This is a genomic window from Citrobacter sp. Ce119, assembly GCF_030334525.1.
GTDB lineage: Bacteria > Pseudomonadota > Gammaproteobacteria > Enterobacterales > Enterobacteriaceae > Citrobacter > Citrobacter europaeus.
In genome coordinates, this window is sequence record NZ_JAOWDR010000057.1 from 74,486 (window position 1) to 87,952 (window position 13,467).

Consider the following 13,467-nt stretch of genomic DNA (forward strand, 5'->3'; position numbering starts at 1 on the left):
ACGAATCAGTTACCTTTTTTCTCTGCCGGAGCCTTGTTTTTGTCCTGCAACTGCGACGGAACCAGAACGGTGGTGACGCGTTTGCCTTTATCGCTGAAGGCCTGCATTTTCTGCTCTTTTACCAGATAGGTGATCTTATCGCCCGTGATGTTGCTATCGAGCTGTTCCAGGTAAGCCTTACCGGTAAGAACGACGAAGTCTTTTGCCAGTTCATAGTGCATGTGTGAGGCGCGGCCTTTCACCGGCTTACCGTTGTCCTGCATCTGGTAAAAGGTGGCGGGATCACCGTAACCATCAATCACTTCTTTACCGTCTTCACCGCCAGGGCGGGTTACGACGACTTTATCGGCGTTAATTTTAATGGTGCCCTGAGTCACAATCACGTTACCAGTAAACGTCACCACGTTGCCCTGCATATCCAGGGACTGCTGGTCCGACTCAATGTGAATCGGCTGCTCGGTATCGCCGGTAACGGCCAATGCCGGGATGCTGGCGGCCAGAAGTGAGCTGGCAAGCACAAGATTAAGGCTGAGTTTGTTTGTTTTGGATTTCATATGAGGTTCTAACCTTTTCAATCAGCTCGGCGTTCTTGCTGCGTAAGTTGCCGCGCATCTTCAGTCCGCTGGAGTTAAATGTTGTGCCATATAACGTGACGAGATCATCGGAAGTGACATCTTGTGTCACCAGGTTAATCTGCGCGTTATCGGTGGTAATTCTGCGTAGTTGAGAGTCGGGCACCAGGGCGTTGACCTCAACATGGCCGTACAAATACAGCATCCGATCGTTGGTCAATTTGGCTTTATCAGCCTTGATCGTCCAGGTCGGTACTTTATCTTTATCAAACGTGGTTAATACTGGTTGAGTAAACCACGAAACCGCTTGTTCCGAATAATATTCAACGTTTTGCGCGATCAAGTGATAGCTCAGTGCGCCTTCCGGACTATACACAACGGTATCAGTATGTTCGCTCTTATAGGTTGGCTCGTTGTTATTGACGACGACCTGAGCGGCGTCGTCTTTGTCAGCCAGATTAATACCAATCATCACAAGGACAGCCAGCGACAGTAGAATGATAACCCAACGTCTGGTTTTGCTCATATCGATTGCCCTTTGGCCTCGTCCAGTTTGCCCTGCGCCAGGAGTAATAAATCGCAGACTTCACGCACCGCGCCACGTCCCCCATCGATGCGGGTAACGTAATCGGCGCGCGGGATCAGCAGAGGATGCGCATCCGCCACCGCCACGCTTAATCCCACTTGCGCCATCACCGGCCAGTCGATCAGGTCATCACCAACGTACGCGACATTTTCAGGCGTGACTGCCAGTTTGCTAAGGAGATCGTTAAAGGCGACCAGTTTGTCTGACTGCCCCTGATACAAATGCGTGATCCCCAATGTGGCACAGCGATCTTCTACAAGTTTAGCCTTTCGTCCGGTAATAATGGCAACCTCGATACCGGAAGTGAGCGCACAGCGAATTCCGTAACCATCGCGGACGTTAAAAGCCTTCAGCTCTTCACCGTTGTTGCCCATATAAATCAGACCATCAGACAGTACGCCATCCACATCCAGGATCAGCAAACGGATGTTCTCTGCCCGGGTGATAACGTCTGTGCTGACGGGTCCATAACAGGTCGCAAGCGACGCACCTGCTTTACTCATTTTCGTTATCCTTGAGTTTCTTACACTACACCTGCACGCAGCAGATCATGCATATGTAACACACCGAGTAACTGGTCGCCATCAGCAACCATTACCGAGGTGATATGGCGGGACTGCATTAAGTTCAGGGCATCGACGGCAAGAATACCCGGACGCACGCGAATGCCTCCAGGGGTCATCACATCGGCAATGCCTAACTGGCGTACATCAACGCCCATATCGAAGACGCGACGTAAATCGCCATCGGTGAAAATACCGTCAATCTTCATGGCATCATCGCAAATGACGGTCATGCCGAGATTTTTACGCGTGATCTCAAGTAAGGCGTCACGCAGGCTGGCGCTTTTAGTCACATGCGGGATCTCATCTCCCGTATGCATAATATCGTTAACGCGCAGCAAAAGCTTACGGCCCAGTGCGCCGCCGGGATGAGATAATGCAAAATCTTCCGCGGTAAAACCACGCGCTTTTAATAATGCCACGGCAAGCGCATCGCCCATTACCAGCGTGGCGGTTGTGCTGCTGGTCGGCGCCAGGCCTAACGGACAAGCTTCCTTGGGCACTTTAACACACAGATGCACATCTGCCGCACGCGCCATGCTGCTTTCCGGACGACCGGTCATGCAGATAAGCGGTACATGAAGACGTTTTAATACCGGGATCAACGCTGCTATCTCATTGGATTCACCGGAGTTAGAGATGGCGATAACCACATCCTGCGGCGAGACCATACCCAGATCGCCATGTGCGGCTTCGCCAGGATGTACGAAAAATGAGGGGGTACCGGTGCTGGCAAATGTGGCCGCCATCTTCCGTCCTATATGTCCTGATTTCCCCATCCCCATCACCACGACTTTGCCCGGGCAGCTGAATATTTTTTCGCATGCGAGAGTAAAATTTTGGTTGATGTACTGATCAAGCTCCGCCAGGCCTTCACGTTCAATTGCCAGGACTTCCTTGCCTGCTTGCTGAAAGTCAAAACCCGGTTGCAACTCTAAGTGCGACATAATGCGTTTCCAGTTATCCAACGAGAAGTGGCGATAACCAATACAACATCGCCAGCCATATGATAAAACCGCCGGTCAGTAGCGCACCCGCGCCGCGACCAATCTGGCGCGGGCGTCGCCAGCAGAGTAGTGCAAAAATTACGCTCACCAGCAGCATGACGCTATAGTCACGGGTGAAGGCCATCGGGTTGACTTCACCCGGCGTAATTAGCGCCGGTAGCCCGAGGACGATAACAATATTAAAAATGTTCGCGCCGATGATGTTACCGACGGCAATATCGTTCTCACCTTTACGCAGACCCGCAATCGCCGTTGCCAGCTCCGGCAGGCTGGTACCAATGGCGACCACCGTTAGCCCGATGGTGAGTTCGCTCATGGCGAAGTAGTTCGCCAGTACGGTTGCGTTATCTACCACCATACGTGTTGCCATTGGCATAATAATCAGCGCAATGCCCAACCACAAAAATGCGACCGGTAACCCGCCTTCGCGCGGTAACTCCGCAATCTGCTCGCGGGTCAGGCTGTCGTTGCCTTGTCGCTCGGCCAGGCGGGCGATTTTAACAATGAATAGCAGCCATAGCACGGCCAGAAGCAGAAGAAAGAATCCATCGCTGCGGCTCAACTGCCCGTCATACAGGACAGATGCGGCTAAAATACTTACCAGCAACATTAGCGGTAATTCACGACGCAGAACATCAGAATGCACGGTAAAAGGATGAATCAGCGCCGACAGGCCTAAAATAAGCAGGATGTTGGTAATGTTAGAGCCGATGGCGGTACCGACGGCTAAATCGAGTTGTCCATTTATTGATGCGGCAACCGAGACAATTATCTCGGGTAACGATGTCCCCATGCTGACCACGGTCATCCCGATGATAATGGGGGGAATACCGAAGTTTCGACATAAAATGGATGCGGCGAACACCAGACGGTCGGCACCGTAGACCACCAGAAGTAAACCAATTATTAACAGCGCCGTCGCTAAAAGCATCTAAAGTCCTTTCTTCAGGTATACTCGCCGGTCCACTTGAAGGATTTCTGGAAGCCGTAACGAATTCTTAATTTTGACTTTATGCGGCTAAAAAGTAAAACAAATGCCAGCTTTCGCTAACCAGGACAGGCAATAATCTGTAAATATGTTGGGTTCAGGGCTAAATTGAGCGCCAAACTCTTCGATTAACGAGGCAATAGTAAAGGATGAATCAATGGGTCAGTCTGTGGCGAATCTAGTCGATATGCGCGATGTCAGCTTTTCCCGAGGCGACCGCTGCATCTTTGATAATATTTCCCTGACGGTGCCGCGCGGTAAGGTAACGGCGATCATGGGGCCATCAGGCATTGGCAAGACAACGCTGTTGCGTCTGATTGGCGGACAAATCTCCCCGGATAAGGGCGAGATCCTGTTTGACGGCGAAAACGTCCCCGCCATGTCCCGTTCGCGTTTATTTACCGTGCGTAAGCGCATGAGCATGCTGTTTCAGTCCGGTGCGCTGTTTACCGACATGAACGTGTTTGACAACGTCGCATACCCGTTGCGTGAGCATACAACGCTGCCTGCGCCGCTACTGAAAAGCACGGTAATGATGAAGCTTGAGGCCGTGGGCCTGCGGGGCGCGGCTAAATTAATGCCTTCTGAATTATCCGGTGGGATGGCGCGTCGCGCCGCGTTAGCTCGTGCTATCGCGCTGGAGCCAGACCTCATCATGTTTGATGAACCGTTCGTCGGCCAGGATCCCATCACCATGGGCGTGCTGGTAAAGCTGATTTCGGAACTGAACAGTGCGCTGGGCGTCACCTGCGTGGTCGTTTCCCATGACGTGCCAGAGGTGCTGAGTATTGCGGATTACGCCTATATTATGGCGGATAAAAAAATAGTGGCCTACGGTAGTGCTCAGGCGCTGCAAGAAAATGCCGATCCGCGAGTGCGTCAGTTCCTCGATGGTATTGCCGATGGGCCGGTTCCGTTCCGTTATCCGGCGGGCGACTACCACATCGATTTACTCAAAACAGGGAGTTAAGCCACCCATGTTGTTAAATGCGCTGGCATCACTCGGGCATCGGGGAATAAAAACCCTCAGGACGTTCGGGCGAGCCGGATTAATGTTGTTCAATGCGGTTGTCGGCAAGCCGGAGTTTCGCAAACATGCGCCGCTGCTGATACGCCAGCTCTATAATGTCGGTGTCTTATCGATGCTGATCATTATAGTTTCTGGCGTGTTCATCGGTATGGTGCTGGGGTTGCAGGGATACCTGGTGCTGACGACCTACAGCGCGGAAACCAGCCTCGGTATGCTGGTGGCACTGTCATTGTTACGTGAGCTAGGACCGGTTGTTGCGGCGCTGCTGTTTGCCGGGCGGGCGGGGTCGGCCTTAACCGCAGAGATTGGCTTGATGCGGGCGACCGAACAGCTTTCCAGCCTGGAAATGATGGCCGTCGATCCTCTGCGCCGGGTTATCTCCCCGCGTTTTTGGGCCGGTGTCATTTCTTTGCCGCTGCTGACGATTATATTCGTCGCGGTGGGGATCTGGGGTGGTTCGCTGGTTGGCGTAAGCTGGAAAGGTATTGATGCCGGCTTTTTCTGGTCGGCGATGCAAAATGCCGTCGACTGGCGTCTGGATCTGGTCAACTGTCTGATTAAGAGCGTGGTGTTCGCCATTACGGTCACCTGGATTGCATTGTTCAATGGTTATGATGCGATCCCGACCTCTGCCGGGATTAGCCGGGCAACGACACGCACCGTAGTGCACGCCTCTCTTGCCGTTCTGGGGCTGGATTTTGTGCTGACCGCACTGATGTTTGGGAATTGAGTTCATGCAAACGAAAAAAAATGAAATTTGGGTCGGGTTATTCCTGCTGGTTGCGCTGCTGGCTGCGCTGTTTGTCTGCCTGAAGGCGGCGAACGTTACCTCAATGCGTACTGAGCCGACTTATACGATTTATGCGACCTTTGATAATATCGGTGGCCTGAGAGAGCGTTCTCCGGTGCGGATTGGCGGGGTGGTAGTTGGACGCGTATCGGACATCTCGTTAGATCCGAAAACGTACCTGCCGCGCGTGACGCTGGAAATCGAATCGCGTTTTAACCATATTCCTGACACCAGTTCTCTGAGCATCCGTACGTCCGGTCTGCTGGGCGAACAGTATCTGGCGCTGAATGTGGGTTTTGAAGATCCTGAGCTGGGAACGTCTATCCTCAAAGATGGCGGTACGATTCAGGACACGAAATCCGCGATGGTGCTGGAAGACATGATTGGTCAGTTCCTTTACAACAGCAACAGTAAAGGTGATGACAATAAGAATTCTGGCGATGCGCCAGCCGCAACGGAAGGCAATAATGAAGCCACTACGCCTGCGGGCGCAACGAAATAATCTCAGGAGAATCGACGTATGTTTAAACGATTGATGATGGTGGCTATGCTGGTGATTGCCCCACTTAGCGCGGCAACCGCAGCCGACCAGACGAACCCGTACAAACTGATGAATGAGGCGGCGCAGAAGACCTTTGACCGTCTGAAGAACGAGCAACCCAAAATCCGTTCCAATCCGGATTATCTGCGTCAGGTGGTCGATCAGGAACTGCTGCCTTATGTGCAGGTTAAGTATGCCGGTGCGCTGGTGCTCGGCCGTTACTACAAAGATGCGACACCGGCTCAGCGTGACGCCTATTTCGCTGCCTTCCGTGAATATCTGAAGCAGGCTTACGGTCAGGCGCTGGCGATGTACCACGGGCAGACCTATCAGATTGCCCCTGAGCAGCCGCTGGGTGATGCGACCATCGTGCCTATCCGCGTAACCATCATCGATCCAAACGGTCGTCCTCCGGTACGTCTGGATTTCCAGTGGCGTAAAAACTCCCAGACCGGTAACTGGCAGGCGTATGACATGATTGCCGAAGGCGTAAGTATGATCACCACTAAACAGAATGAGTGGAGCGACCTGCTGCGTACGAAAGGTATTGATGGCCTGACGGCACAGCTGAAATCTATTTCTCAGCAGAAAATCACCCTGGAAGAGAAAAAATAATGACGCAGTCACTCACCTGGACGCGTGAAGGCGACAAGCTGGTGCTGGTGGGAGAACTGGATCAGGACGTGTTAAACCCATTATGGGATGCGCGAGTTGAGGCGATGAAAGGGGTATCCTGCATCGACCTGAACCAGGTATCCCGGGTGGACACCGGTGGTCTGGCATTACTGCTGCACCTGATTAACCAGGGCAAGCAGCAGGGGAACAGCGTTTCGCTCGCTGGCGTTAACGATAAAGTGTATACGCTGGCGCAGCTTTACAATTTGCCTGACGACGTTCTTCCGCGTTAATTTTTGTAAGCCGGATAAGGTCTTGTAATGCTATCCGGCAACCCCTTTGCGGGGTATCTGCCACTAAAGCCTTGTCTGATTTATCAGCGGGGCTTTTTGCTTATTTATGACAGCGCCACTTTGCTCTAAGATGTTGGGCTGTTTTCACTATCTGACGAATGAAGATCCCATGGAAAATAATGAAATTCAGAGCGTGCTGATGAATGCACTCTCCCTCCAGGAAGTCCACGTTTCTGGCGACGGCAGTCACTTTCAGGTTATTGCCGTGGGTGAGATGTTTGAAGGCATGAGCCGGGTCAAGAAGCAGCAATCGGTCTATGGCCCGTTGATGGAGTACATTGCGGACAACCGCATTCATGCCGTGTCGATTAAGGCGTTTACCCCAGCGGAATGGGCACGCGATCGCAAACTTAACGGTTTTTGAGCTACGGGTGACGTGCCGGTAGCGAAGATAAATTCTTAACAGAGAACAGAATAATGGATAAATTTCGTGTTCAGGGGCCAACCAAGCTCCAGGGCGAAGTCACAATTTCAGGCGCTAAAAACGCCGCACTGCCGATCCTTTTCGCGGCGCTGCTGGCTGAAGAACCTGTGGAGATCCAAAACGTCCCGAAACTGAAGGACGTTGACACCTCAATGAAGCTGCTGAGCCAGCTGGGTGCGAAAGTTGAGCGTAATGGTTCCGTGCACATTGATGCGCGTGACGTGAACGTTTTCTGTGCGCCGTACGATCTGGTGAAAACCATGCGTGCGTCCATCTGGGCGCTCGGGCCGCTGGTTGCCCGCTTTGGTCAGGGCCAGGTTTCACTGCCGGGTGGCTGTACCATTGGCGCGCGTCCGGTTGACCTGCACATTACCGGTCTGGAGCAGTTAGGCGCGACAATTAAGCTGGAAGAAGGCTATGTGAAGGCGTCCGTTGATGGCCGTCTGAAAGGTGCGCATATCGTCATGGACAAAGTGAGCGTCGGCGCGACGGTCACTATCATGTGCGCAGCAACGCTTGCCGAAGGCACTACCATCATCGAAAACGCCGCGCGCGAGCCGGAGATCGTGGATACCGCGAACTTCCTGATTGCGCTGGGCGCAAAAATCACGGGGCAGGGTACCGATCGTATTACCATCGAAGGCGTTGAGCGCCTCGGCGGCGGTGTCTATCGCGTTTTGCCAGACCGTATCGAAACCGGTACTTTCCTGGTCGCAGCGGCAATTTCTCGCGGTAAAATTATCTGCCGTAATGCACAGCCAGATACGCTGGATGCCGTTCTGGCGAAGCTGCGTGATGCGGGTGCGGATATCGAAGTCGGCGACGACTGGATTAGCCTCGACATGCACGGCAAACGTCCGAAAGCGGTCAATGTGCGCACTGCGCCGCACCCGGCGTTCCCGACCGATATGCAGGCCCAGTTCACGCTGCTGAACCTGGTGGCAGAAGGGACGGGCTTCATCACGGAAACCGTGTTTGAGAACCGCTTTATGCATGTGCCTGAGCTGAGCCGTATGGGCGCTCATGCAGAAATCGAAAGCAATACCGTGATTTGCCACGGTGTGGAAACGCTCTCTGGCGCACAGGTTATGGCGACCGATCTGCGCGCATCCGCAAGCCTGGTGCTGGCAGGGTGTATTGCTGAAGGTACGACGGTAGTCGATCGTATTTATCACATCGATCGCGGCTATGAGCGCATCGAAGATAAACTGCGCGCGCTGGGCGCAAACATTGAGCGCGTGAAAGGCGAGTAACCGTCAACATCGCTTGTAACCCCCAGTTCTGTGGGCTGGGGGTTACTCCTCATCGGTGTTCATTCAGAACTCTGTTTCTCTCTGCGTCCTCGCATCATTCGTGTTCTGTCGATGAATTCATGCGTTTTTGCGTCATGGTAACGTGACGGCCAAATCACCCAGGGATCGGTTCCCAGCGCCCGGGCGATAATCAATTCCCCTTTTGGCCATGGTCGGGTTAACGCATTGGCCAGCGTTGATGAACTTAATCCATTTTTGCGTGATTCAGCGGCCATTGAGGTCCCTTTCTTGCGCAGTCCGGCGATGATATCGGCCGGATGCCAGTCAATCAGCTTGCTTTCCATACACTCATCTCTCCTTTGGTTAACGACGTACGGTTCCACGATAGGTTGTGGCGACACTATAACGCCCGGAGAACGAATGTTCTAAAATGTTCACGTAAAGTGTGAGTATATTCAGAATATGCCAAGGTTATGGCTTGTTTGTGGGAAATTTGAAAGTTATTATTGGAGCTTATAAGAGCATCCCGCGCAGAGCACGGGATGAGGGAGGACGCTGAAAGGAATTAACGGTCGCGCTGTACGGCGATATGCGCCAGACCAATCAGCGCTTCTCGCCATGGCGTATCAGGTAGCACCTGCAGCGCAGCGATGGCCTTATCAGCCTCTTCTTCTGCACGTTGGCGAGTCCACTCCAGGGAACCACAGGCGTTCATTGCATCCAGAACTGGCTCCAGAAGGTGACGCCCATTACCTTGCTCAATGGCCTGGCGGATCATTTGCGCTTGCTCCGGCGAGCCGTGGCGCATGGCATGCAGCAGCGGCAGCGTTGGTTTACCTTCGTTGAGGTCATCGCCGACGTTTTTACCCAGTTGCTCGCCATCTGCGCTGTAATCCAGCAAATCGTCAATTAACTGGAAAGCGGTACCGAGATAACGGCCATAATCCTGCAACCCTTTCTCTTGTTCTTCGCTGCAACCTGCCAGAATGCCAGAACATTGGGCCGCCGCTTCAAACAAACGCGCGGTCTTACTGTAGATAACGCGCATATAGTTTTCTTCGGTGATGTCCGGATCGTTGACGTTCATCAACTGCAAGACTTCACCTTCGGCGATGACGTTGACCGCTTTCGACATGACTTCCAGTACTTTCAGCGAACCGAGGCTGGTCATCATTTGAAAAGCGCGGGTATAGATAAAATCGCCGACCAGCACGCTGGCCGCATTGCCAAAGGCTGCATTCGCCGTGGCTTTCCCGCGGCGCATGTCGGACTCATCCACAACATCGTCGTGCAACAGGGTCGCGGTGTGGATAAACTCGATGAGAGCCGCAATCGTAACGTGCGCATTATCCTGGTAACCAACGGCACGCGCTGCGAGTACGGCGATCATTGGGCGAATGCGTTTGCCGCCGCCGCTAACGATGTAGTACCCCAGTTGATTGATCAACTGAACGTCGGAATTGAGCTGTTCAAGGATTGTCGCATTGACCCCCGCCATATCTTGCGCGGTTAACTCATTGATTTTTTCTAAATTCATCGCAAAAGCCGGGCTTCTCGCCCCGATTACCTTACTGTATGAGAAGGTAACGTCGGGTTTAGGGTTATAAATATATGCTGATTGTACTGAAAAAACGCCGTAGATAAACGTTACCGTACATGTTGTGTTTTTTTTCTTCATGTATTGACGGTAGCACTTGTCAAAGGCTCGCGTTTTGCGTAATATTCGCGCCCTATTGTGAATATTTATAGCGCACTCTGAATCATCAAAAAGGTGTGCGCGGAAGCGGAGTTTTTTATGTACGCGGTTTTCCAAAGTGGTGGTAAACAACACCGAGTAAGCGAAGGTCAGACCGTTCGCCTGGAAAAGCTGGACATCGCAACTGGCGAATCTATTGAATTCGCTGAAGTTCTGATGATCGCAAACGGTGAAGAAGTCAAAATCGGCGTTCCTTTCGTTGATGGCGGCGTTATCAAAGCTGAAGTTGTTGCTCACGGTCGTGGCGAGAAAGTTAAAATTGTTAAGTTTCGTCGTCGTAAACACTACCGTAAGCAGCAGGGCCATCGTCAGTGGTTCACTGATGTGAAAATCACTGGCATCAGCGCTTAAGTTAAGGGGAGCAGATTAAATGGCACATAAAAAGGCTGGCGGCTCGACTCGTAACGGTCGCGATTCAGAAGCTAAACGTCTGGGCGTAAAACGCTTCGGCGGTGAAACAGTTCTGGCTGGTAGCATCATCGTTCGTCAACGTGGTACTAAATTCCACGCTGGCTCCAACGTTGGTTGCGGCAAAGACCACACTCTGTTTGCTAAAGCAGACGGTAAAGTGAAATTTGAAGTGAAAGGCCCGAAAAACCGTAAGTTCATCAGCATCGTTGCTGAATAAGTTTTTCGCGTCCCGGTAACGGATAAAAGCCCCGCAACACGTTGCGGGGCTTTTTACATTCGACGGCCGGTAAATACGCTCGTCGCGCCGTGACAACCCGGAAACGAGCCCTTGCAGGGAATACGGCATGAAGCAGCAGGCAGGCATTGGTATTCTGTTAGCACTCACAACGGCAGTATGTTGGGGCGCTTTGCCAATAGCAATGAAGCAAGTGCTGGAGGTGATGGAGCCTCCTACCGTGGTGTTCTACCGTTTTTTAATGGCAAGTATTGGCCTTGGCGCTATTCTTGCGGTTAAAAAAAAGCTCCCTCCGTTGCGTATTTTTCGCAAAGCGCGTTGGTTGATACTGTTGGCTATCGCTACCGGTGGGCTGTTCGGTAACTTCATTCTGTTTAGTTCATCCTTGCAATACTTGAGCCCAACGGCTTCGCAGGTTATCGGTCAGCTGTCACCGGTTGGTATGATGGTAGCCAGCGTCTTTATCCTGAAAGAAAAGATGCGCGGCACGCAGGTTATTGGCGCCGTTATGCTTCTGAGCGGTCTGGTTCTGTTTTTTAATACCAGTCTGATCGAAATTTTTACCCGACTCACCGATTACACCTGGGGCGTTATCTTTGGTGTTGGTGCGGCGATGGTCTGGGTGAGCTATGGGGTCGCGCAAAAGGTGTTATTGCGCCGACTGGCATCACCGCAGATCCTGTTTTTACTGTACACTTTATGTACGATTGCGTTGTTGCCGCTGGCAAAACCCGGTGTCATCACGCAGCTCAGCGACTGGCAGTTGGCATGCCTGGTATTCTGCGGCCTGAATACGCTGGTAGGATATGGCGCTCTCGCGGAAGCGATGGCGCGTTGGCAGGCGGCGCAGGTGAGCGCCATTATCACGCTCACACCGCTGTTTACGTTGTTATTTTCAGATTTATTATCACTGGCCTGGCCCGATTTCTTCGCCAGACCGATGCTAAACCTATTAGGTTATCTCGGTGCGTTTATCGTGGTTGCGGGCGCGATGTATTCCGCCATTGGTCATCGAATTTGGGGCGGTTTACGTAAGCATGAAACGGTGGTTTCGCAACCCCGCTCAGGCGAATGATTTACGGAGAGTAAAATGAAGTTTGTTGATGAAGCATCGATTCTGGTCGTTGCAGGTGATGGCGGTAATGGTTGCGTCAGCTTCCGCCGCGAAAAGTACATCCCAAAAGGCGGTCCGGACGGTGGTGACGGTGGTGATGGTGGTGACGTTTGGCTGGAAGCCGACGAAAACCTGAACACGCTGATCGATTACCGTTTTGAAAAATCATTCCGTGCGGAACGTGGTCAGAATGGCGCAAGCCGTGATTGCACCGGCAAGCGTGGTAAAGACGTCACGATTAAAGTGCCTGTCGGTACGCGTGTTATCGATCAGGGCACGGGCGAAACCATGGGCGACATGACCAAGCACGGTCAGCGTCTGATGGTCGCTAAAGGCGGCTGGCACGGTCTGGGTAACACCCGTTTCAAATCCTCGGTCAACCGTACTCCGCGTCAGAAAACGATGGGTACGCCGGGCGATAAGCGCGATCTGATGCTGGAGCTGATGCTGCTGGCGGACGTGGGTATGCTGGGCATGCCAAACGCCGGTAAATCGACCTTTATTCGTGCAGTGTCCGCGGCGAAGCCGAAAGTCGCTGATTATCCGTTTACCACTCTGGTACCGAGCCTGGGTGTGGTGCGTATGGACAACGAAAAGAGCTTCGTTGTTGCCGACATTCCGGGACTGATTGAAGGCGCAGCTGAAGGCGCAGGCCTGGGTATCCGCTTCCTGAAACACCTGGAACGTTGCCGCGTGCTGCTGCACCTCATTGATATCGATCCGATTGACGGTTCCGATCCGGTAGAAAACGCCCGTATCATTATTGGCGAACTGGAAAAATACAGTCAGGATCTGGCATCTAAACCGCGCTGGTTAGTGTTCAACAAAATTGATTTGCTGGACAAGGCTGAAGCGGAAGAGAAAGCGAAAGCGATCGCCGAAGCGTTGGGTTGGGAAGGTAAATATTACCTGATTTCCGCCGCCAGCCAGTTGGGCGTGAAAGATCTCTGCTGGGATGTGATGACCTTTATCATCGAGAACCCGATTGTTCAGGCTGAAGAAGCGAAGCAGCCAGAGAAAGTTGAGTTTATGTGGGATGATTATCACCGCCAGCAGCTCGCTGAAGTCGAAGACGAAGCGGAAGATGACTGGGATGACGATTGGGATGAAGAAGACGACGAAGGCGTTGAGTTCATCTACAAGCGTTAATCGCATTAAAAACCCCGGCCATGTTGCCGGGGTTGTTGTTTCCAGGTCTCTCTGTAGGCCGGATAAAGCACGTTAGTGCC

The 13,467-nt window shown here is 52.6% G+C and carries 18 protein-coding genes; 11 read left to right on the forward strand and 7 right to left on the reverse strand.

Features of this window, described 5'->3' with window-relative positions; translation table 11 throughout:
• Positions 1–5: 5 nt before the first annotated feature.
• From lptA to OGV80_RS16005, 5 genes are read right to left on the reverse strand one after another with little or no spacing between them, the layout of a single operon-like run.
• Positions 6–554 carry a lipopolysaccharide ABC transporter substrate-binding protein LptA gene (gene lptA, locus OGV80_RS15985; protein ID WP_032945118.1) on the reverse strand — a complete coding sequence of 183 codons (549 nt, stop codon included), beginning with the start codon at positions 552–554 and terminating at the stop codon, positions 6–8.
• Positions 523–1,098, reverse strand: a complete 576-nt coding sequence (gene lptC / locus OGV80_RS15990; RefSeq protein ID WP_043017800.1) for an LPS export ABC transporter periplasmic protein LptC — start codon at positions 1,096–1,098, stop codon at positions 523–525. The genes lptA and lptC overlap by 32 nt, the downstream gene beginning before the upstream one ends.
• Complete coding sequence (gene kdsC / locus OGV80_RS15995) at positions 1,095–1,661, reverse strand: 3-deoxy-manno-octulosonate-8-phosphatase KdsC (RefSeq protein WP_087052965.1); 567 nt, start codon at positions 1,659–1,661, stop codon at positions 1,095–1,097. Before kdsC ends, lptC begins: the two co-directional genes overlap by 4 nt.
• A 20-nt stretch (positions 1,662–1,681) precedes the next feature.
• Positions 1,682–2,668 (reverse strand): arabinose-5-phosphate isomerase KdsD, encoded by a 987-nt coding sequence (gene kdsD / locus OGV80_RS16000; protein WP_043017798.1) that lies wholly within the window; start codon positions 2,666–2,668, stop codon positions 1,682–1,684.
• 13 nt (positions 2,669–2,681) lie between these two features.
• Positions 2,682–3,659, reverse strand: a complete 978-nt coding sequence (locus OGV80_RS16005) for a calcium/sodium antiporter (protein ID WP_043017797.1) — start codon at positions 3,657–3,659, stop codon at positions 2,682–2,684.
• Positions 3,660–3,873: 214 nt separating this feature from the next.
• On the opposite strand from OGV80_RS16005, the gene mlaF reads away from it, so the two are divergent.
• The 7 genes from mlaF (at position 3,874) to murA (ending at position 8,722) form a co-directional block, all read left to right on the forward strand.
• Entirely contained in the window at positions 3,874–4,686 is an 813-nt protein-coding gene (gene mlaF / locus OGV80_RS16010) for a phospholipid ABC transporter ATP-binding protein MlaF (RefSeq protein ID WP_006687865.1), read from the forward strand.
• Positions 4,687–4,693: 7 nt separating this feature from the next.
• Positions 4,694–5,476, forward strand: a complete 783-nt coding sequence (gene mlaE, locus OGV80_RS16015) for a lipid asymmetry maintenance ABC transporter permease subunit MlaE (protein ID WP_003025053.1) — start codon at positions 4,694–4,696, stop codon at positions 5,474–5,476.
• A gap of 4 nt (positions 5,477–5,480) precedes the next feature.
• Complete coding sequence (mlaD, locus tag OGV80_RS16020; protein WP_003025050.1) at positions 5,481–6,038, forward strand: outer membrane lipid asymmetry maintenance protein MlaD; 558 nt, start codon at positions 5,481–5,483, stop codon at positions 6,036–6,038.
• Between the two features lie 18 nt (positions 6,039–6,056).
• Entirely contained in the window at positions 6,057–6,692 is a 636-nt protein-coding gene (gene mlaC / locus OGV80_RS16025) for a phospholipid-binding protein MlaC (protein WP_043017796.1), read from the forward strand.
• The gene (gene mlaB, locus OGV80_RS16030; protein WP_005121315.1) at positions 6,692–6,985 is read left to right on the forward strand and encodes a lipid asymmetry maintenance protein MlaB; all 294 of its coding nucleotides are present in this window, start codon (positions 6,692–6,694) and stop codon (positions 6,983–6,985) included. The genes mlaC and mlaB overlap by 1 nt, the downstream gene beginning before the upstream one ends.
• 169 nt (positions 6,986–7,154) lie before the next feature.
• Positions 7,155–7,409 carry a BolA family iron metabolism protein IbaG gene (gene ibaG / locus OGV80_RS16035; protein WP_003025040.1) on the forward strand — a complete coding sequence of 85 codons (255 nt, stop codon included), beginning with the start codon at positions 7,155–7,157 and terminating at the stop codon, positions 7,407–7,409.
• A 53-nt stretch (positions 7,410–7,462) separates the two neighbouring features.
• Positions 7,463–8,722, forward strand: coding sequence for a UDP-N-acetylglucosamine 1-carboxyvinyltransferase (murA, locus tag OGV80_RS16040; RefSeq protein WP_003839949.1), 1,260 nt, complete (start codon positions 7,463–7,465; stop codon positions 8,720–8,722).
• A 59-nt stretch (positions 8,723–8,781) separates the two neighbouring features.
• Here murA and sfsB read toward each other — a convergent pair whose 3' ends face one another.
• Together sfsB and ispB are read right to left on the reverse strand one after the other, a co-directional pair.
• Entirely contained in the window at positions 8,782–9,066 is a 285-nt protein-coding gene (gene sfsB / locus OGV80_RS16045) for a DNA-binding transcriptional regulator SfsB (protein ID WP_043017795.1), read from the reverse strand.
• A 221-nt stretch (positions 9,067–9,287) separates the two neighbouring features.
• Complete coding sequence (ispB, locus tag OGV80_RS16050) at positions 9,288–10,259, reverse strand: octaprenyl diphosphate synthase (RefSeq protein ID WP_043017794.1); 972 nt, start codon at positions 10,257–10,259, stop codon at positions 9,288–9,290.
• A 258-nt stretch (positions 10,260–10,517) separates the two neighbouring features.
• Here ispB and rplU point away from each other — a divergent pair, with 258 nt between their 5' ends.
• The 4 genes from rplU to cgtA all read left to right on the forward strand — a co-directional run bounded on the left by rplU (position 10,518) and on the right by cgtA (position 13,387).
• Positions 10,518–10,829, forward strand: coding sequence for a 50S ribosomal protein L21 (rplU, locus tag OGV80_RS16055; RefSeq protein ID WP_042325074.1), 312 nt, complete (start codon positions 10,518–10,520; stop codon positions 10,827–10,829).
• 19 nt (positions 10,830–10,848) lie between these two features.
• On the forward strand, positions 10,849–11,106 hold the full coding sequence (rpmA, locus tag OGV80_RS16060) for a 50S ribosomal protein L27 (protein ID WP_003025030.1): 258 nt from the start codon (positions 10,849–10,851) through the stop codon (positions 11,104–11,106).
• A gap of 127 nt (positions 11,107–11,233) precedes the next feature.
• Positions 11,234–12,199 (forward strand): DMT family transporter, encoded by a 966-nt coding sequence (locus OGV80_RS16065; protein WP_043017793.1) that lies wholly within the window; start codon positions 11,234–11,236, stop codon positions 12,197–12,199.
• A 15-nt stretch (positions 12,200–12,214) separates the two neighbouring features.
• Positions 12,215–13,387 (forward strand): Obg family GTPase CgtA, encoded by a 1,173-nt coding sequence (gene cgtA / locus OGV80_RS16070; protein WP_043017792.1) that lies wholly within the window; start codon positions 12,215–12,217, stop codon positions 13,385–13,387.
• The last annotated feature ends 80 nt before the right edge of the window (positions 13,388–13,467 follow it).

Excerpts from the sequence above, each read along its gene's own strand:
- ibaG (WP_003025040.1), top strand. The coding sequence starts at position 7,155 with ATGGAAAATAATGAAATTCAGAGCGTGCTGATGAATGCACTCTCCCTC.
- mlaB (WP_005121315.1), top strand. The coding sequence starts at position 6,692 with ATGACGCAGTCACTCACCTGGACGCGTGAAGGCGACAAGCTGGTGCTG.
- rpmA (WP_003025030.1), top strand. The coding sequence starts at position 10,849 with ATGGCACATAAAAAGGCTGGCGGCTCGACTCGTAACGGTCGCGATTCA.
- OGV80_RS16065 (WP_043017793.1), top strand. The coding sequence starts at position 11,234 with ATGAAGCAGCAGGCAGGCATTGGTATTCTGTTAGCACTCACAACGGCA.
- ispB (WP_043017794.1), bottom strand. The coding sequence starts at position 10,259 with ATGAATTTAGAAAAAATCAATGAGTTAACCGCGCAAGATATGGCGGGG.
- kdsC (WP_087052965.1), bottom strand. The coding sequence starts at position 1,661 with ATGAGTAAAGCAGGTGCGTCGCTTGCGACCTGTTATGGACCCGTCAGC.
- OGV80_RS16005 (WP_043017797.1), bottom strand. The coding sequence starts at position 3,659 with ATGCTTTTAGCGACGGCGCTGTTAATAATTGGTTTACTTCTGGTGGTC.
- cgtA (WP_043017792.1), top strand. The coding sequence starts at position 12,215 with ATGAAGTTTGTTGATGAAGCATCGATTCTGGTCGTTGCAGGTGATGGC.
- lptC (WP_043017800.1), bottom strand. The coding sequence starts at position 1,098 with ATGAGCAAAACCAGACGTTGGGTTATCATTCTACTGTCGCTGGCTGTC.
- kdsD (WP_043017798.1), bottom strand. The coding sequence starts at position 2,668 with ATGTCGCACTTAGAGTTGCAACCGGGTTTTGACTTTCAGCAAGCAGGC.
- lptA (WP_032945118.1), bottom strand. The coding sequence starts at position 554 with ATGAAATCCAAAACAAACAAACTCAGCCTTAATCTTGTGCTTGCCAGC.
- mlaE (WP_003025053.1), top strand. The coding sequence starts at position 4,694 with ATGTTGTTAAATGCGCTGGCATCACTCGGGCATCGGGGAATAAAAACC.
- mlaD (WP_003025050.1), top strand. The coding sequence starts at position 5,481 with ATGCAAACGAAAAAAAATGAAATTTGGGTCGGGTTATTCCTGCTGGTT.
- mlaF (WP_006687865.1), top strand. The coding sequence starts at position 3,874 with ATGGGTCAGTCTGTGGCGAATCTAGTCGATATGCGCGATGTCAGCTTT.
- rplU (WP_042325074.1), top strand. The coding sequence starts at position 10,518 with ATGTACGCGGTTTTCCAAAGTGGTGGTAAACAACACCGAGTAAGCGAA.
- mlaC (WP_043017796.1), top strand. The coding sequence starts at position 6,057 with ATGTTTAAACGATTGATGATGGTGGCTATGCTGGTGATTGCCCCACTT.
- sfsB (WP_043017795.1), bottom strand. The coding sequence starts at position 9,066 with ATGGAAAGCAAGCTGATTGACTGGCATCCGGCCGATATCATCGCCGGA.
- murA (WP_003839949.1), top strand. The coding sequence starts at position 7,463 with ATGGATAAATTTCGTGTTCAGGGGCCAACCAAGCTCCAGGGCGAAGTC.